This window comes from Pseudoalteromonas xiamenensis (assembly GCF_030994125.1).
GTDB lineage: Bacteria > Pseudomonadota > Gammaproteobacteria > Enterobacterales > Alteromonadaceae > Pseudoalteromonas > Pseudoalteromonas xiamenensis_B.
In genome coordinates this window covers 1,423,547-1,440,469 of sequence record NZ_CP099917.1, presented here as the reverse complement: position 1 = coordinate 1,440,469, position 16,923 = coordinate 1,423,547, and the positions used below count along the sequence as shown (strand labels likewise).

At 43.9% G+C, this 16,923-nt stretch carries 17 protein-coding genes and 1 pseudogene; 5 read left to right on the top strand and 13 right to left on the bottom strand.

The features are described 5' to 3' along the window. Positions 1–2: 2 nt before the first annotated feature. The gene (locus tag NI389_RS06640; protein ID WP_308362113.1) at positions 3–1,385 is read right to left on the bottom strand and encodes an ATP-binding protein; all 1,383 of its coding nucleotides are present in this window, start codon (positions 1,383–1,385) and stop codon (positions 3–5) included. Next, complete coding sequence (locus tag NI389_RS06635) at positions 1,375–2,067, bottom strand: response regulator transcription factor (RefSeq protein WP_308362112.1); 693 nt, start codon at positions 2,065–2,067, stop codon at positions 1,375–1,377. The genes NI389_RS06640 and NI389_RS06635 overlap by 11 nt, the downstream gene beginning before the upstream one ends. 150 nt (positions 2,068–2,217) lie before the next feature. Between NI389_RS06635 and NI389_RS06630 the strand changes: the two genes are divergently transcribed. Together NI389_RS06630 and NI389_RS06625 are read left to right on the top strand one after the other, a co-directional pair. Next, on the top strand, positions 2,218–2,667 hold the full coding sequence (locus NI389_RS06630; RefSeq protein ID WP_308362111.1) for a Spy/CpxP family protein refolding chaperone: 450 nt from the start codon (positions 2,218–2,220) through the stop codon (positions 2,665–2,667). Between the two features lie 201 nt (positions 2,668–2,868). Further along, positions 2,869–4,581, top strand: coding sequence for a sensor histidine kinase (locus NI389_RS06625; protein WP_308362110.1), 1,713 nt, complete (start codon positions 2,869–2,871; stop codon positions 4,579–4,581). An 86-nt stretch (positions 4,582–4,667) separates the two neighbouring features. Here NI389_RS06625 and NI389_RS06620 read toward each other — a convergent pair whose 3' ends face one another. The 7 genes and pseudogenes from NI389_RS06620 to NI389_RS06590 all read right to left on the bottom strand — a co-directional run bounded on the left by NI389_RS06620 (position 4,668) and on the right by NI389_RS06590 (position 10,865). Further along, a complete protein-coding gene (locus NI389_RS06620; protein ID WP_308362514.1) occupies positions 4,668–6,506 on the bottom strand; it encodes a DUF885 domain-containing protein in 1,839 nt (612 codons plus the stop codon). Between the two features lie 40 nt (positions 6,507–6,546). After that, a complete protein-coding gene (hemW, locus tag NI389_RS06615; RefSeq protein ID WP_308362109.1) occupies positions 6,547–7,683 on the bottom strand; it encodes a radical SAM family heme chaperone HemW in 1,137 nt (378 codons plus the stop codon). After that, on the bottom strand, positions 7,680–8,273 hold the full coding sequence (locus tag NI389_RS06610; RefSeq protein WP_308362108.1) for an XTP/dITP diphosphatase: 594 nt from the start codon (positions 8,271–8,273) through the stop codon (positions 7,680–7,682). Before NI389_RS06610 ends, hemW begins: the two co-directional genes overlap by 4 nt. 2 nt (positions 8,274–8,275) lie before the next feature. Then, positions 8,276–8,690, bottom strand: a pseudogene (locus NI389_RS06605) (DUF4426 domain-containing protein). Positions 8,691–8,802: 112 nt separating this feature from the next. Next, a complete protein-coding gene (locus NI389_RS06600; RefSeq protein WP_308362107.1) occupies positions 8,803–9,336 on the bottom strand; it encodes a YggT family protein in 534 nt (177 codons plus the stop codon). A 9-nt stretch (positions 9,337–9,345) separates the two neighbouring features. Further along, a complete protein-coding gene (gene proC / locus NI389_RS06595) occupies positions 9,346–10,167 on the bottom strand; it encodes a pyrroline-5-carboxylate reductase (RefSeq protein ID WP_308362106.1) in 822 nt (273 codons plus the stop codon). 14 nt (positions 10,168–10,181) lie between these two features. Next, positions 10,182–10,865 carry a YggS family pyridoxal phosphate-dependent enzyme gene (locus NI389_RS06590; protein ID WP_308362105.1) on the bottom strand — a complete coding sequence of 228 codons (684 nt, stop codon included), beginning with the start codon at positions 10,863–10,865 and terminating at the stop codon, positions 10,182–10,184. Positions 10,866–10,894: 29 nt separating this feature from the next. Between NI389_RS06590 and NI389_RS06585 the strand changes: the two genes are divergently transcribed. From NI389_RS06585 to NI389_RS06575, 3 genes are read left to right on the top strand one after another with little or no spacing between them, the layout of a single operon-like run. Further along, entirely contained in the window at positions 10,895–11,941 is a 1,047-nt protein-coding gene (locus NI389_RS06585) for a type IV pilus twitching motility protein PilT (RefSeq protein WP_208844059.1), read from the top strand. A gap of 11 nt (positions 11,942–11,952) precedes the next feature. Further along, entirely contained in the window at positions 11,953–13,077 is a 1,125-nt protein-coding gene (locus NI389_RS06580; protein WP_208844058.1) for a PilT/PilU family type 4a pilus ATPase, read from the top strand. Continuing rightward, a complete protein-coding gene (locus NI389_RS06575; protein ID WP_244369878.1) occupies positions 13,058–13,954 on the top strand; it encodes a hypothetical protein in 897 nt (298 codons plus the stop codon). The genes NI389_RS06580 and NI389_RS06575 overlap by 20 nt, the downstream gene beginning before the upstream one ends. On the opposite strand, the gene ruvX is transcribed toward NI389_RS06575, so the two are convergent. From ruvX to rsmE, 4 genes are all read right to left on the bottom strand, one after another. Further along, positions 13,955–14,407: a Holliday junction resolvase RuvX gene (gene ruvX, locus NI389_RS06570; protein ID WP_208844057.1), complete on the bottom strand. Its 453-nt coding sequence runs from the start codon at positions 14,405–14,407 to the stop codon at positions 13,955–13,957. 156 nt (positions 14,408–14,563) lie between these two features. After that, a complete protein-coding gene (locus NI389_RS06565) occupies positions 14,564–15,121 on the bottom strand; it encodes a YqgE/AlgH family protein (RefSeq protein ID WP_308362104.1) in 558 nt (185 codons plus the stop codon). Between the two features lie 20 nt (positions 15,122–15,141). Then, a complete protein-coding gene (gene gshB, locus NI389_RS06560) occupies positions 15,142–16,098 on the bottom strand; it encodes a glutathione synthase (RefSeq protein WP_308362103.1) in 957 nt (318 codons plus the stop codon). A gap of 55 nt (positions 16,099–16,153) precedes the next feature. Beyond that, positions 16,154–16,888: a 16S rRNA (uracil(1498)-N(3))-methyltransferase gene (gene rsmE / locus NI389_RS06555; protein WP_308362102.1), complete on the bottom strand. Its 735-nt coding sequence runs from the start codon at positions 16,886–16,888 to the stop codon at positions 16,154–16,156. Positions 16,889–16,923 lie beyond the last annotated feature (35 nt).

Below are 16,923 nucleotides of genomic sequence, written 5' to 3'. Positions count from 1 at the left end.
TGCTAAGTTGTTTTATCGATGTAGTGTGAATTCAAAGGTATGGTAATCGTTGCTGTAAGACCATGAGGATTTGCTTGAGATAATACTAATTCACCTTTGTGGGCTAACACCGCACGATGCGCAATAGCAAGTCCAAGACCAATGCCACCACTGTCACGACTCCGAGACTCCGAGGTACGATAGAATGGCTCGCAGAGTTTTTGTAATACCTTTTCGCTTGCTCCCGGTCCATCATCTGTGACCATGATAACCAAATTCTCATTTTGTGTGATAGCGGTAAATTCAATTTGATGATTGGCGTACTTTATTGCGTTGCGAATGATATTTTCAATTGCGCTGCTAAATAAAATAGAATCGCATTCTACCTCAAGTGTTTTTGGACAGTTCACGGAAAACGTTTTGTTAGCGGATTGCGCCTCAAAGCTGGCATCAGCTAAGACATCATTCAATACACTATGCAGGCTTTGCACCGAAAAATCGAGCATTTGATTTTGCCCTTCCAGTCTCGATAAGGTCAGTACATTTTGCAGCATTTCTTCCAAACTGTTTGCTTCTTTAACGATGCGCTGTAAATATTTTGTTTGCTGCTCATTTAGGCCTGATTCAAGTAAGCCACACGCTAATAGTAAGCGCGTCAGCGGCGAACGAAGTTCGTGAGAGACGTCGCCTAGCAGCCGCTTTTGAGTAGTCATACTGTCTTCGATGCGCTGTGCCATGTCATTGAATTCGTTGCTGAGCTGCGCAAGTTCAAATTGAGGGCGAGACTTGTGCCGTACTCGAGCGGAAAGCTTTCCTCGGGCAAATTCTTTCGCTGCTACCGTCAGGACTTGGATAGGTTTTGTTAAGCGTAAACTAAACCACCAACTAAACAGCACGCTTGGCAACAAGATAGCAATTAATTTCTCCCACCACGGCATAATCCGCATTCGGATCCAAAACGGAGGCTCCCGATGAGGCATGATTTGATATAACTGATATGTCGTGTCGCCAACACGAATGATGGCAGGGCCTTGTGCGCTAAAACGTTCAGTGACATATAAAATTGGCTCTGCAGGTGTATCGTAGTAGAGCTGAGACAAATCAAGCCGTTGATTATTTGGACGAGAGCTCAGGCTTTTATCAATATCAGGATGACTCAAGTACAACCAACGATGTTTCGCGTAGGATGTGGTTTCTAGTAATTTAGCTAGCTTCTCTTGTGAACCATTAGCCTTACGTTCCAGATTTTTAGCCAAGTGTACTAAGTTATCAATTATGTGAGGTGGAAGAGGGCGAGTGCGAAGTTCATCGGAATGGAGTGTGCCGAAGGCCGCAATCAAAAGGACCATTGATAAAATGGTCAGCCAAAACCATAAAAATACTTGTAAGGATAAGTTACGCATCATCACCCAACGTTAAAACATAGCCAATACCACGAACTGTTTGAATGGGGTTATGAGTACCCGTTTGAATTTTCTTCCTTAAATTACTGACATGCATATCAATAGAGCGGTCAAAAGGCGCTAAGCGTCGACCTAGTACATGAACCGAGATATCTTGTTTACTGATAATTTGACCTGGTTTTTGCAACAACATGTGAAGGATCTCAAACTCCGTGCCTGTAACGATGATTTGATTATCATGGCAAAGGACACTGCGCGACATTAAATCCATGCAGAGGTGGCTGACTTGCAGCTTTGGATTTAACGTACTTGGTTGCTGACAGAACTCCACCCTGCGCGTAATAGCACGGATGCGAGCAACGAGCTCTCGATGATTAAAGGGTTTTGGTATGTAGTCGTCGGCACCTAATTCAAGACCAAAGATCCGATCAAAATCATCGCCTTTAGCGGTGAGCATAATAACTGGGGTTAAAATGTGAGTGCGTAACGCTTTGAGTACTTCAAACCCGTCCATTTCAGGGAGCATGACGTCCAGCAAAATGACATCAAACGGTTCCTTTTTGGCTACGTGTAAGCCTTCTTTTCCATTATTACAAACGGATACATTGAAACCTTGTTGAGTCAAATATTCACTCAATAATTCAGTCAGTTCTATGTCGTCATCGATAAGTAAAAGTGAAGCCATACGGTCATCCTAAAGGAGTCTTGATTGGCAGCAGTTTACCTCGTTGACAGCAAAATGGCATAACTTTACACAGTCTTTACATTGCTTTGCGCTACTTTGCGAGTGACTTGGTAAGCTTAAACACAACACAAACACAGAAGGTGAGTTGAGATGAATGCAAAGAAAGTGATGTTGGCTGTTTTAATGGGTGTTGGTTTAACGATGGCACAAGGTGCAGTGGCAAAGCCGGAACGTGGCGGACCGGATGCGTTCTTGTTACAACCACGCTTGGCTGAGAAATTGGGCCTAAGCGACGAACAAAAAGCGCAAATCAAAAAGATTTTTGAAGACAATAAAACAGTAAGAGATTCATTGGGCGGCGACCGCCGTGTTCATGCTGAGCAATTTAAAGCATTGATGAGTAGCCCAACATTCGATGAAGCGAAAGCTCGGGCTATTTTGGAAGGTGAGCAATCTGAGCGTTTAGAGATGCATATTCAGCAGCTAAAAGCACGCCATCAGGTGTTACAAGTTTTAACGCAAGAGCAGAGAGATAAACTGCAAGAACTTCGCAAAATGCGTGCTGAAAAACGTCAAAAAGGCCATCGACACGAAGGCTAAGCTATTGAAGTTTAGAGAATAGAGAGGCTGCGTTTGCAGCCTTTTTTTGTTTAGAATGGAGAAACAGTCAGGCTCAGCTACGCTTATTGTGGGAAGATAGGAGTTGGGTGTGAAATTAAAACAGTCTTTAATTTTTTTAAATCAGCGGCACTCGCAGGAATTTTGGTTATCTCGGTCGGTTGCGTTTTAATTTACGAGCAGATGGCTAAAAATGCGACGATGACGAGAAAAATGGATATGCTGCAAAACAGCATCAATCAACTTGTAGACCAAGAAGCTGCCTTTATCACTGACAGAGCACTACATGGTAGTGTGGCAGAGATTAAACCGTTAGTCGGGGCTTATTCACTTCAACAAAAGAGCTTACTCAGTGAAATAGAATCGATACCACACCTATTTGAACGCCTTCAAGCGCTTGATAAAAGTGTGCATGAATTTGCAATGGTGTATGAGCAAATGGTGTCATTACAGGCGTTGGTGGGATTTGATCAGCAAAGTGGTCGTTATGGTCGATTTCGGGCAGCGGCACATGCACTTCAACGAGAAAGCGAAAATAGCAACGATTTACACCTTACAACGTTAATTTTGGAGTTACGTCGTCGGGAAAAAGACTTTCTGTTGCGGTTCGACTCGGTGTATTTGCAAATGCATGAAAAGTTGATGGAGGAAACGAGTACTTACGTCAGTCAACTTGGGCAATCTAAAGAGACTCTACAACCACTGCTAACAACGTATAGACAAAATTTTGATACCTACGTAGAGATTTTACAAAAGCAGGGACTCACGCCAAACCAAGGGCTTCGAGGTGAAAGTAAATTGGCCCAGCAAGCCATGCGTCTGCAACTCTCGGCCTTATCTGAAGTACTTATCCAACACTCACAACAAGAAACTGAGCGCTTAATTTGGTGGGTATTACTGCTGATGGTGGTGATAACGACCGCAAATTACGCCTTACTCAATTACCTCAATGGACGTATCTCTAATGATATTTTAGCCATTAATAAAACGCTGTTTAACGTGACAAAAAATGAAGATTTTTCACTTAGAATTGATAGTAAAGGGAACGATGAAATCGCACAAATCGCGCATCAATTAGATGAATTGCTTGAATTCATTGAAACCTTGTTGTCGCGTCTCAGCGCTGCCCAACAGCGTTTGATCGAAGAAGCGAAAATGGCAGGACTGGGTAATATGGTCAGTGGCTTTGCTCATGAGTTAAATACTCCACTTGGCATTGCAATTACCAGCCACTCACATTTAAAAAGCAAAATGGAATCGTTGCGAGAGGACTTCGACAGCGGAAAGTTGAAAAAGCACACACTGAGCGAGCTGATCAGTGAAGCTGAAGCAGCAATGACGTTGCTTGAAAACAATTTGATGAAAACCGCGAATTTAATTGACGATTTTAAAGAGGTTGCAGTTCATCAGCGACAAGACTGCAAATCTGAATTTAGCCTCAAAAGTCTATTAAGAGGGGTGCTCGATTGCTATGAAAGTGAACTTGTTGAACCCGAGTATGTGGTTACGCTTGAAATTCCTGATAATCTTTACTTGTTTAGCTATCCTTCCGCGTTCAACCAAATATTTCGTTACACCATTAACAACTGCATTAAACACGCGAAAATAGAAGGAAAACCTTTAGCGATTACGCTCAGTGCTAAGGTAGTCAATGATTACATTCATCTGTATTGTAAAGATGACGGGCTCGGAATAAGTAAAGATTTGCTGCCTTTGGTATTTGAACCGTTTGTCACGAGCAAACGAAACCAAGGTGGAACAGGGCTCGGACTGAGTGTTACCTACAACTTAGTCACTCAAAAATTAGAAGGTGAAATCAAAATGCAAAGCCTGCCACAAGGTGGTGTCTGTATTCACATTATTCTTCCAAACACGACGTTTAAACTGAAGGACTGAGTACTCGGTAGGCTTGCCATGACGATTAAAAACAAAAACCGCGGTCATGACCGCGGTTTTGCTTTACCATAATTCAAGATGTTGAATTAAGCTTTCTTTTTTGCAACCCATTCATTCACGAAGTTTTCAAGTACGTTCAATGGCACTGGACCATTTTTAAGTACTACGTCATGGAATTCACGAATATCAAACTTGCTGCCAAGTTCTTTTTTCGCTGCTTCACGAAGCTCTAGGATCTTAAGCATGCCAATTTTGTACGCCGTTGCTTGTGATGGCATTACAATGTGGCGCTCAACCATTTTCACAGCATCAGATTTTGCATTAGGTGTATTGTTTACGTAGAAATCAATGCCTTGTTCACGCGTCCATTTCATTGCGTGAATACCAGTATCAACAACTAGGCGACATGCACGCCATAATTCCATTGAAAGGCGACCAAAATCTGAATACGGATCAGCGTACAGACCCATTTCTTTTGGTACTAGCTCAGAATATAAACCCCAACCTTCGATGTAAGCTGTGTAGCCACCAAACTTACGGAACTTAGGCATGTTATCTAACTCTTGAGCAATCGCGATTTGCATGTGGTGGCCCGGAATACCTTCATGGTAAGCCAATGCTTCCATTTGATACGTTGGCATTGCATCCATAGCGTACAAGTTTGCATAATAGATACCAGGACGTGAGCCATCTGGTGCTGGTTGCTCATAGAAAGCTTTACCTGCTGCTTTCTCGCGGAACGCTTCTACGCGTTTTACTAGCAAGTCAGCTTTAGGCTTAACAATGAATAGCTCATCTAGACGTGATTTCATGTTGTCGATAATCGCCGTCGCATCTGCTAAATATTTCGCTTTACCTTCTTCAGTGTCAGGCAAGTAGAATTGCTTGTCCGTCTTCATGAATTCCATGAATGCTTTCAAGTCACCTTTGAAGCCAACTTTATCTTTGATTGCCGTCATTTCTTTGTGAATGCGCTTCACTTCTGACAGGCCAATCTCATGGATTTCTTTTGCCGTTAGCTTCGTTGTTGTCGTGCGCTCTAAAGCAACGTTGTAGTACGCTTCACCATCAGGGAATTTCCATGCACCATCACGAGTGTCTGCACGTTTTTCAAGCTGCTGAACGTAACCAATTAGTTTCGAATACGCTGGTTTTACTGCTGATTTAAGCGCGTCATTTGCTTTTGCAATTAGCGCTGATTTTTCATCGTCACCAATTTCTAAAGCGTTAACTTTACGTTTGAAATCAGCAAGTAAAGTTGAATCTTCGCCTTTTTCAAACGGAGCACCTTTGATGATGTTTTTGCTTGATTCCACTACGTGTGGAAAAACAAATTTTGGTGCGATAATGCCTTTATTTGCGCGCGTTTCTAAGTCGTCAATGAGTTGATCGAATACGGTTGGAATACCATTAAGACGAGCGATATACGCTTCAGCATCTTTTACGTCACTGATTTGGTGCTGGTTAATAAGAAATGCAGGTACACTTGAGTGCGTGCCATACATTTGATTGACTGGGTAACCGTGAAAACGCCATTTGAAGTCGTCAATTTCTTCTTCTAGGTTTTGCTTGAACAAGTCGTAACTGACTTGTGTTTGAGCGTCTAATTTGCTGCGATCGATTGCTAAAAGTGCAACAAGATCTTTCTTGTTCAGCTCTAAGTCTTCTAAACGACGCGCTTCAGTGTCGTCGTCCCATTTGTCATAGTCTTGTTTAATGCCCATGTAAGTTTGGTAAATTGGGCTACGCATTACGCTGCGCATAAACGACTCTTCAAAAAGCGCATTGGCCTTTTCTACTTCACTTTGAACAACTTGTTGTGTATTCGAAACGGTTGGAGCTTTCGCTGTTGACTCGCTCGTCGTTTGACAGCCCGCTAATAGCGCTGCGCTAACTGCTGCAGCGAGAAAGGTGAGTTTACGCATTGTTTTACCCTTGTTGTTATTTGCCAACTTGGCCATGTTTTTAAACCATTGATTCTAGCAGGTCATTCAAATATCTGTGGCCCTTAATTGTAACCAACCATGAATGACCAACGTCTTCGAGTAATTCCTTTTTTATCGCATCGTCAATGAGCGGTTGAACCGATTCGAGTGCCAACCCAGTAAAGTCTTCGAAATCCTGTTTTGGACAGGCTTCTTGTAGACGAAAACGGTTCATAAAAAATTCAAATGGCCGCTCTTCCTCACTGACATCCCAAGTCGAATCCATGTAGGGTTTCGTGAGATCCATATAGCCTCGAGGATGTTTCACTTTTACGGTTCGTACAATTCGGTTTTCGTCTGGCAAGGTAATCTTGCCATGTGCTCCGCACCCAATGCCTAAATAATCGCCAAATCGCCAATAATTTAGGTTATGCTGACACTGAAATCCCTTCTTCGAATAGCCTGAAATTTCATATTGCTCGTAACCGTGTTCAGCGAGAAGTTGCTGACCCTGCTCTTGAATATCCCACAATATATCGTCTTCTGGCAAAACGGGTGGTTTTGAGGCGAATTGCGTGTTTGGCTCGATAGTTAGCTGATACCACGACAAATGAGGGGGATTGAGCGCAATAGCCTCCCGCAGGTCGGATAGTGCGTCGTCGAGCGTTTGATTTGGCAACCCGTGCATTAAGTCGAGGTTGAAGCTATTTAGCCCGGCTTGTTCAGCTTCGTGAGCTGCATTTACGGCTTCTTGTTCATCATGAATACGGCCTAGAGCTTTAAGCTTATCGCTTTGCATGCTTTGCACTCCAATCGAAATTCGATTAATGCCCGCTGTGACGTAATGTTTGAAGCGATCTTTTTCTACGGTACCAGGGTTTGCTTCGAGGGTAATTTCAATGTTGGGTTCGAAGCCGATTAAGCGTTCAATTTCACTCAATAGGGTATCGTAAGCTTTACCCGACAGCAGACTCGGCGTGCCCCCGCCAACGAATATACTGTGTATTTTACGCCCTTGAACTAAGTGAAGATCTTGCTGTAAATCGGCCAGTAAGTGCTGGACGTATTCCGTTTCAGGGATCGTGCCTTTTTGACCGTGGCTGTTAAAGTCGCAATAAGGACATTTTTGAACACACCACGGAACATGAATATAAAGACTCAGAGGAGGTAATTTCACGACATTACCTTGAGCTTTTCAGCTAATTGTTTGAGCGCTTGACCACGATGACTAATGGCATTTTTTTGCGCTTTGCTCAAGTCAGCTGCTGTGCAATCTAATGATGGCACATAAAATACAGGGTCATAACCAAAGCCTCCATTGCCATTGGGGGTGAGGCTTATCTCGCCTTCCCAACTGGCTTGGCAAATCACAGGTGTTGGGTCGTCGGCATGTTTCATGAAAACCAATACACACCAGAATCGTGCACTTCTAGAAGGGTTATCGCCTATTGCTTGCAAGAGCTTCTCGATGTTATCGGCATCGCTTGCATCATCGCCCGCAAAGCGAGCAGAATATACGCCAGGCGCACCATTCAAGGCATCTACTTCTAAACCTGAATCATCGGCAACAGCGGGTAACCCGGTAATTTTGGCTGCGTGTCGAGCTTTAATAATGGCATTTTCAACAAATGTCGTGCCAGTTTCGGCTACTTCAGGCACGCTAAATGTGCTTTGAGGTAACACTTCAATGTTGAATGAGTCTAGCATGCTTGCTAGCTCTTTTACTTTGCCTTGGTTACCCGTGGCCAGAACAAGTTGTTTAATCATGATTATTGCGCGTAAAACTTTTGCTGAAATTTAAGAGTCTGTTCTTGGTTATCTTGACGAATGGTGATGTCAAAACGATAGATCTCTTCGTTGTAAAAATCCATTTGCGCAAGGTAATAAATTGCGTCACCTTCAACGACTTCTTTAAATTCAAGCGTTGGGCCATTGCCAATAAGGTTTTTAGCAGTACCTCTAATTTGCACGTGTTGCGCAGGGGTTCCTTCACGATTTTTCAAAACGGAAATGTTGATAATCGCTTTTTTCATCGCGCGTAAGTCCGTAGGCTTTGGCGATAGCGGGTTGAATGAAGGTGGAAGGGAACGCGATATAATGTACCTGCCAGTCACCGAGTAACTTATATTGACCACCTTTAGCGTCGCCATCAGTGGCCATGGCTGCAGGTGCGATGGTAACCATCAACCCCAATACTAGCGTTCGAAATAGTGCTTTCATGATTCATCTCTTTTTTGTAAAAATGGCGCTTATCGCGCCAATTTATACCAATCTCATTTTGGGTTGATTGGTCGTGTTAGCGTAACAAATCCATAGCCAGAATTTGTAAAAACTGCATACCGATTAGCAAGACTAAAATCGACAAGTCGAGCCCTCCAATAGGCGGGATCACTTTACGAATAGGTCGTAACATGGGCTCTGTGAGTTGATCAAAAACGGCGGCAATTGGGTTATACCCCTGCGCAACCCAACTCAAAATAGCGCGAATAATTAGCACCCAAAATATTAGGTTGAATGCTTCTTTGAGCATGGTAATTAATCCACCAAGCAAGGCTTGTTGAGCATCCCACATACCATAAAACATCAACATGAGCGCTGACATTTTACCGACACCAACGAGGTAGGCTAATAAAAGAGACGCTAAATCAACGCCACCCAAGCCAGGAATGATTTTTCTGAGTGGGTTCACAGCAAAGGCGGTGGCTTTAACCACAAACTGGCTCAACGGGTTGTAAAAATCGGCGCGTGCCCATTGCAACCAAAAGCGCAAAAGCACAACCATTAGGAATAAATCAAAAACAATTCCGACTATAAACTGCAGTGCATTCATAAAGGATCCTTAAAGTTCCTGTTCCATCTCTTTTGCTCGAGCAATACATGCATCCATCGCATCAGAGGTTATTTTGTTAATATGGTTTGCTTTGTATGTTTCAATAGCTGCGTGCGTTGTTCCACCTTTCGAAGTTACATTTGCGCGTAACTGTTCAAGGCTAATTGCTTGTTGGTCGCAGGCCATCATTGCAGCGCCGAGTGCCGTTTGTTCAACCAATTGTCTTGCCTGAACAGCTGAAAAGCCGAGTTCTATAGCTTTCGCTTCAATTGTTTCCATAAACAGGAAGAAGTATGCGGGAGACGAACCGGTAACCGCTATGATGTCATTGATTTTTTGCTCTTCATCAAGCCAGACAACGATACCTGTGGAACTAAAAACTTGCTCAATAAGCGTTTGTTCGTCTGCACTTACATCGGCAGCGAATAGCCCCGACACGCCTTTTCCAAGTAAAGACGGTGTATTAGGCATACAGCGCACCAAGCGCACAGGATGACCGAGCATTTCTCGAAGTCGCGTAACGGTAATGCCAGCGGCGACTGAAACAAATAATTTGTTTTTAAAATCAATTCCAGATGCTTGGATTGTTTGGCATAACTCCGCCATCATTTGCGGCTTAACGGAAAGGACGATTACCTCCGCTTGAGCAATTGCATCTAAATTATTCGTTGTTGTTTGAACACCAAAATCGGCAGAGACTTTTGCGAGTTTTTCTTCATTTCGGTTCGTAGCTATTATGTGCTGAGCATCGAAGCCACTTTTTACCATGCCACCGATGATGGCGTAGCTCATGTTGCCGGTGCCGATGAAAGCGATTGTTTTATTTGCCATAGTCTGCTTTTACCTCACTGTCGTTGACCGAAGATATCCGTGCCAATCCTCACCATAGTGGAGCCAGCTTGAACTGCTTGTTCCAAATCACCACTCATGCCCATGGATAGGGTATCGACTTCAGGATATTGGGCCCTTAGTGTATCAAAGCATTGACGCATTTGCTGGAAATAATTCAATTGCTTATTTTTATCATCAGTGAGTTCAGTAATGGTCATTAAACCGCGTAAAGTGAGTTTTTCTGCACTTGCAATGAGCTTAGCTAGCGAAGCGATTTCATCAGGCATACATCCCGATTTGGCTGGATCTGAACTAATATTAACTTGTATCAAAACCTGAAGCGCGGGCATGCCGAGAGGACGTTGTTCGTCTAAGCGTTTGGCTATCTTTTCTCGGTCTACGCTTTGTACCCAATGAAAATGCTCGGCAATGGGGCGCGACTTATTTGATTGAATCGGGCCGATAAAGTGCCATTCCATATCCGGCGTGTTGGCGAAATACTGAACTTTTTCAATTGCTTCTTGGACATAAGATTCTCCGAAGCAGCGTTGGCCGTAATCATACGCCGCTTGAATCGATTCAATGGGCTTGGTTTTTGATACGGCAAGAAGCCTAACTGGATGAGGGTACGAAGATTTTTCCGCTGCATCCTGAAGTCTTTGATAGGCGGAATTCAGTCGTTCTGCTATTGTAACCATATTATTATCAGCTCGTATTGGAGTCTTAAATGGATATTACCGAATTATTAGCCTTTAGTGTGCAACACAAAGCGTCTGATTTACACCTTTCTTCAGGTGTGTCGCCGATGATCCGAGTTGATGGCGACGTCAGGCGCATTAATATCCCTGTGCTTGAAGCTAAAGACGTCAATAGTCTCGTGTATGACATCATGAATGATAACCAGCGCAGAGACTATGAGCAAAATCTTGAGGTGGATTTTTCATTTGAAGTACCTAACCTTGCTCGTTTTCGTGTGAATGCGTTCAATTCAAACCGTGGTCCTGCTGCGGTATTTCGTACGATTCCAAGCGAAGTGTTGACGTTGGATGATTTAGGTGCGCCCGATATTTTCAGAAAAATCTCTGAAAATCCAAGAGGTTTGGTGCTTGTAACCGGACCGACAGGTTCCGGTAAATCAACAACGCTGGCCGCAATGGTGGACTATATAAACCAAAATAAACACCACCATATTTTAACCATCGAAGATCCAATTGAATTTGTTCACCAAAACAAGCTCAGTCTTATTAACCAGCGTGAAGTGCATCGCGACACACATTCGTTTTCGGCGGCTCTGCGCAGCGCACTACGTGAAGATCCTGATGTCATTCTGGTGGGTGAATTACGGGATCTGGAAACCATACGCCTTGCGATGACCGCAGCGGAAACTGGCCACTTGGTGTTTGGTACGCTTCATACAACGTCTGCACCAAAAACGGTTGACCGTATTATCGACGTATTCCCAGGTGAAGAAAAAGACATGGTTCGTTCTATGTTATCCGAATCATTGCAAGCCGTTATCTCACAAACCTTGGTGAAAAAATCCGGCGGTGGTCGTGTTGCTGCGCATGAAATCATGTTAGGTATTCCTGCCATCCGAAACTTAATCCGTGAAGATAAAATCGCACAAATGTATTCGGCTATCCAAACCGGTGCTTCGCATGGCATGCAGACGATGGATCAGTGCCTCATGAATTTAGTGAATCGTGGCATTATTTCACAGCAAGAAGCTCGAACTAAAGCGCACGATAAAAATCAGTTTGGTTACGGGATGTAGGAGATACTGAGATGTCATCACCACTAGAACCTTATTTACATATGATGGTTGAGCGTAAAGCATCGGACATGTTTGTTTCTGCGGGACTACCTATCAGTGCTAAAATTGATGGCGATTTGCAGCCTCTAGACGACGTTGAAATCAGTCCCGAGCGGGCGCTTCAGTTTGTTGAATCGGTAATGAGTGAAGCGCAAAAAAGTGAGTTTCATACGACTAAAGAATGTAACTTTGCAATTGCCAACGATGAAGGGCGTTTTCGTATTTCAGCGTTTTGGCAACGAGATTGTGCTGGGATGGTTATTCGTCGAATCGTGACACAGATTCCAGATGTCGCTGACTTAAAACTGCCTTCGGTACTTACCGACGTGATCATGATGAAACGTGGTCTAGTGTTGTTCGTGGGTGGTACAGGAACGGGTAAATCTACGTCACTTGCCGCGCTCATCGGTTATCGAAATCGTAATCAACGTGGGCACATTCTGACAATCGAAGACCCCATTGAGTTTGTGCATACGCACAAGAAAAGTATGATTACGCAACGGGAAGTTGGTATTGATACCGACAGTTTTGAAGCCGCGTTGAAAAGCTCATTGCGTCAAGCGCCAGATGTTATTCTCATTGGTGAAATTCGTTCTCAAGAAACAATGGAATACGCGTTAAGTTTTGCGGAAACCGGGCATTTATGCGTTGCAACATTGCACGCGAACAATGCGAACCAAGCGATTGACCGTATTATGCACTTAGTGCCAAAAGAGAAACATGACAAGCTTAAATACGATTTAGCGTTGAACTTGCGCGCGATTGTCGCTCAGCAGTTGATCCCAACGTCGGATGGCGAAGGCCGTGTTGCAGCCATTGAAGTCATGTTGAATTCGCCATTAGTCGCCGAGTTGATTAAGAAAGGCGATGTTGGCTCTATCAAAGAAGTGATGGCTAAATCCAAAGAGCAAGGCATGCAAACGTTTGACCAAGCTTTGTTCGAACTATATCGAACACAACAAATCAACTACGCGGATGCGCTTCATCATGCAGACTCGCCAAACGACTTACGTTTGATGATTAAACTTCAAAATAATGAGCAAAAGGGAGCTGGCTTCTTGCAAGGTGTCACCGTAGATGGTTTGGGTAAAGATTAAACCTGTTACGCGATTGCTCCAATGGGTTGTGCTGGTGGCCTTATGGCTACCCGCTATACCTTATGTCTACGCCACAGAATCTGTGGAAATGTTTATCCGCGATGATGTGTATGAAGACTATCTTCGATTTCTCAATGGTCGCTCTCCCTTAGACGTTGATAATTTTAAAGGGCATTACATCCGTCGTGATGTTGTCGATATGATCATCGTACAGCAAGCGCTCATGCTGGGGGGATACAAAAAGACATTTCAATACCGACCAGGCAAAGTGAATTTCCGCAATACTCGGTTATTAGAACAAGGCAAGTTGCTGCTCAGTTTTGATAGCTATTGGTTAGCAGACGCAAAAGCGCTGGCCGATAAATTGTTTATTAGTGCTCCGGTGATACGAAAAGGAGAATATTTTGCAGGAATTTACGCAAATCCAACGAACGAAAAGGTGAAAACTCTATCCCGAATCGAAGATTTTGAGAAATTGACCGCTGTTTCAACTCCTCGTTGGCGTACGGATTGGCAAACGTTAACTGGATTACCTTTAAAAGAGTTGTTTATCGAACATGAATGGCTCGCGCAGGCTCAAATGGTTCATCGTCAATGGGCCGATTTTATGATGATGCCACTCATGCCAAGCCTCGATAATGCCTATCAACTTGAAGATATTCGCCTTGTGGCGCATCCTAAATTTATTCTAGAGTTGGATGGTAGCCGACATTTTGTGGTGTCCAAAAATCACCCCGAAGGCGAAAGAGCGTATCAAGCGATAGAAAAAGGGTTGTCAGTATTACGTGCACAAGGGCGAATTAAAAAAGCCTACGAGCAAGCAGGCTTTATTCCAGATTTAACCCGTTATACGGTTATCAATCCGCACTCGAAGTGATTAAACATCACCCCATTGTTGTTCGAAATAGCTTTCTAAAATGATCACTGCGGCCATACCGTCAATGTTGTCTTTGGCCAAGTTCCGATAGCCACCTTGTTCGAATAAGCGAGCTTTTGCATCGGTTGTGGTTAACCGTTCATCATGCGTCTCTACTGGCTTTCGAGTCAGGTTATGTACTCGATTTGCAAATTTTTTCGCTGCAAATGTTACCTGCTGATTGGTGCCATCCATATTCAATGGTAAGCCGACAATGATTAGATCGGGTTGCCATTCGTTAACTAATTTCTCTAAGGCATTCCAATCAGGTATTCCATCACGAGCTTTTAATGCCCCTAAACTGGATGCTGTACCTGTAATTTCTTGGCCAATGGCAACACCAATGCTTTTTGTGCCGAAATCAAAGCCCATTACGGCGCGCTGTCCCGCTGGGGTAGTTGTTTTTTTGTTCATAGGTGTGTTTTGCAAACTCGAGAAAAGGGTAAAAGTAACAATTAAACGACGACATTACGTCATTTCAGAAGGTTCTTCTGAACACGTATTCTAGCTAACTTTGGCAACTTTGAATAACTTGAAGTCTGACAACGTCATTAGAAAGACCACGTAAAATTAAGCGTGGCCTGCCTGAAGACTAAGTTGAGCAACGTCAATACCCAGCATTTTCACCGCTTTTTCCCAACGTTCTTCAACCGGGGTATTAAAGATTAAATTAGCATCCGCTTCAACGACGAGCCATGCGTTATCAAGGAGCTCTTGCTCTAGCTGACCTTTTGACCAGCCTGCGTACCCAAGCGTAATGATAAATGCCTCGGGGGCATCGTCACGAGTCAACGTTTCGAGCACGTCTTTTGACGTTGTTATCATCAGCTCAGAACTCAACGCTTGGCTTGACGTAAAGCCACGTTTGGGCGAATGCAGCACAAAACCACGGTCAACTTTGACAGGCCCACCTGCCAAGACCGCTTGGCCTGAAGCTGAGTTGCTTTTGTCATTATCGATGTCGATTTGGTCCAATAATTCGCCAACGGTCACGTTGATGGGATGAGTGAGGACTAAACCCATTGCACCGTCGTCGTTGTGCTCACAAATGTACGCAACGGAGCGCTTGAAAAAGGGGTCATCCATGCTTGGCATTGCAATAAGAAAATGATTTTCGAGCGATTTCATAAAGCCCCCTTTATTATCTTCTATTTAGTATGGCCTAGTTTTGACTCTATCGCGTCAAAAAGCATTTCCATAATAGAAATATCGTACGCTGCTTCAATTTCTTTAACGCACGTTGGCGCAGTGACGTTAATTTCGGTTAAGCGATCGCCAATGATGTCTAAGCCGACAAAAATAAGACCTTTTTCTTTCAATACCGGAGCCACAGCTTCCGCGATACGACGGTCTGCATCGCTAATAGGACGAGCTTCACCTCGACCACCGGCGGCAAGATTACCTCTTGTTTCGCCATTTTGAGGAATACGAGCAAGGCAATACGGAACGACTTGGCCATCAACAACCAACACGCGTTTATCACCGTCTTTGATCGCGGGAATATAGGTTTGCGCCATGGCAAAGCGTGAACCGTGTTCCGTCAACGTTTCACAAATTACACCGATGTTCGGGTCATCTGCTCGAACGCGGAAAATGGAAGCGCCACCCATGCCGTCAAGCGGTTTTAAGATGATGTCTTGATGCTTGTTTAGGAAAGAACGAATTTGTGCTTGCTGGCGTGTCACCAGTGTTTCTGGCGTGTGTTCGCTAAACCAAGCCGTGAAGAGCTTTTCGTTTGCATCGCGCAAGCTTTGTGGTTTGTTGATTACTAGGGTGCCTGCGTTTTCGGCGCGTTCTAAAATATACGTTGCGTAGATGTATTCAGTATCAAATGGTGGATCTTTACGCATGAGAATAACATCCAGATCCGCCAGATTAATTTCTTGTTTTTCTTCAAGTTCATACCAGCGAGTTGAATCGTTGAAAACCTGCGCTTTTGCAGCCGTAGCTTTTGCTTCGCCTTGCAATAAGAACAGGTCATTCATTTCCATGTAGTAAAGTTCGTAACCGCGACTTTGCGCCGCCATCATCATGGCAAAGCCAGTGTCTTTTTTAATATTAAATCCGCTGATAGGGTCTGAAATAATGCCCAGTTTAATTGCCATGGTAGATACCTTTCATTTCATCGTTTGTTTCAATATGGGGATGTACGCTTTGTTTTTAAACCGTTAAATCACCAAATTGCAATTGCAGTGCACTAAGCACAGTCAATGCAGCTGTTTCAGTGCGCAGGACGCGAGGACCTAAGCGAACATCGACAAAGCCTTGTTCTTGAGTCAGGTGCATTTCATTGTCGGTAAAACCGCCTTCAGGGCCGACCAGAAAACGTACTCCATGCGTAGGTGCTGGTAACGTTTTAATTGAATGCTCTGCACGCGGGTGCAATGTTAACTTCAATTCGTCACTTTGTTCTTTCAACCAAACGTTAATTTCTTTTGGAAAATGGACAACGGGTACGCTGTTTCGCCCTGATTGCTCTGCCGCGGCAATGGCTATCTTTTGCCATTGCTGATGTTTCTTTTCCAGTCGGTCACCAGAGAGTTTTACCCCGCAGCGCTCCGTGAACAGGGGAGTTATCTCGGTAATGCCAAGCTCCACGGATTTTTGAATCGTGAAATCCATTTTGTCACCACGAGAAATACCTTGACCTAAATGGATTCGTAGCGGTGATTCGACACAGCGATCTACAAATTCATATGGCGTTGCGGTAACCGTTTTCTTTCCTACTTCCGTAAGCGTTGCAAGGTATTCACCACCTTCGCCATTAAACAGAGAAACTTTGTCGCCTTCGCGCATGCGCAAGACTCGCCCTATATGACCGGCCGCGTCATCATCTAATTGCACACACACATTGAGAGCGAGTTCAGATGGTTGATAAATATGTGGAATTCGCATAGGAAAATATGAAATAAGTTACAGTTGTACTAATG

Excerpts from the sequence above, each read along its gene's own strand:
- NI389_RS06640 (WP_308362113.1), bottom strand. The coding sequence starts at position 1,385 with ATGATGCGTAACTTATCCTTACAAGTATTTTTATGGTTTTGGCTGACC.
- NI389_RS06635 (WP_308362112.1), bottom strand. The coding sequence starts at position 2,067 with ATGGCTTCACTTTTACTTATCGATGACGACATAGAACTGACTGAATTA.
- NI389_RS06630 (WP_308362111.1), top strand. The coding sequence starts at position 2,218 with ATGAATGCAAAGAAAGTGATGTTGGCTGTTTTAATGGGTGTTGGTTTA.
- NI389_RS06625 (WP_308362110.1), top strand. The coding sequence starts at position 2,869 with ATGGCTAAAAATGCGACGATGACGAGAAAAATGGATATGCTGCAAAAC.
- NI389_RS06620 (WP_308362514.1), bottom strand. The coding sequence starts at position 6,506 with ATGCGTAAACTCACCTTTCTCGCTGCAGCAGTTAGCGCAGCGCTATTA.
- NI389_RS06610 (WP_308362108.1), bottom strand. The coding sequence starts at position 8,273 with ATGATTAAACAACTTGTTCTGGCCACGGGTAACCAAGGCAAAGTAAAA.
- NI389_RS06600 (WP_308362107.1), bottom strand. The coding sequence starts at position 9,336 with ATGAATGCACTGCAGTTTATAGTCGGAATTGTTTTTGATTTATTCCTA.
- proC (WP_308362106.1), bottom strand. The coding sequence starts at position 10,167 with ATGGCAAATAAAACAATCGCTTTCATCGGCACCGGCAACATGAGCTAC.
- NI389_RS06590 (WP_308362105.1), bottom strand. The coding sequence starts at position 10,865 with ATGGTTACAATAGCAGAACGACTGAATTCCGCCTATCAAAGACTTCAG.
- NI389_RS06585 (WP_208844059.1), top strand. The coding sequence starts at position 10,895 with ATGGATATTACCGAATTATTAGCCTTTAGTGTGCAACACAAAGCGTCT.
- NI389_RS06580 (WP_208844058.1), top strand. The coding sequence starts at position 11,953 with ATGTCATCACCACTAGAACCTTATTTACATATGATGGTTGAGCGTAAA.
- NI389_RS06575 (WP_244369878.1), top strand. The coding sequence starts at position 13,058 with ATGGTTTGGGTAAAGATTAAACCTGTTACGCGATTGCTCCAATGGGTT.
- ruvX (WP_208844057.1), bottom strand. The coding sequence starts at position 14,407 with ATGAACAAAAAAACAACTACCCCAGCGGGACAGCGCGCCGTAATGGGC.
- NI389_RS06565 (WP_308362104.1), bottom strand. The coding sequence starts at position 15,121 with ATGAAATCGCTCGAAAATCATTTTCTTATTGCAATGCCAAGCATGGAT.
- gshB (WP_308362103.1), bottom strand. The coding sequence starts at position 16,098 with ATGGCAATTAAACTGGGCATTATTTCAGACCCTATCAGCGGATTTAAT.
- rsmE (WP_308362102.1), bottom strand. The coding sequence starts at position 16,888 with ATGCGAATTCCACATATTTATCAACCATCTGAACTCGCTCTCAATGTG.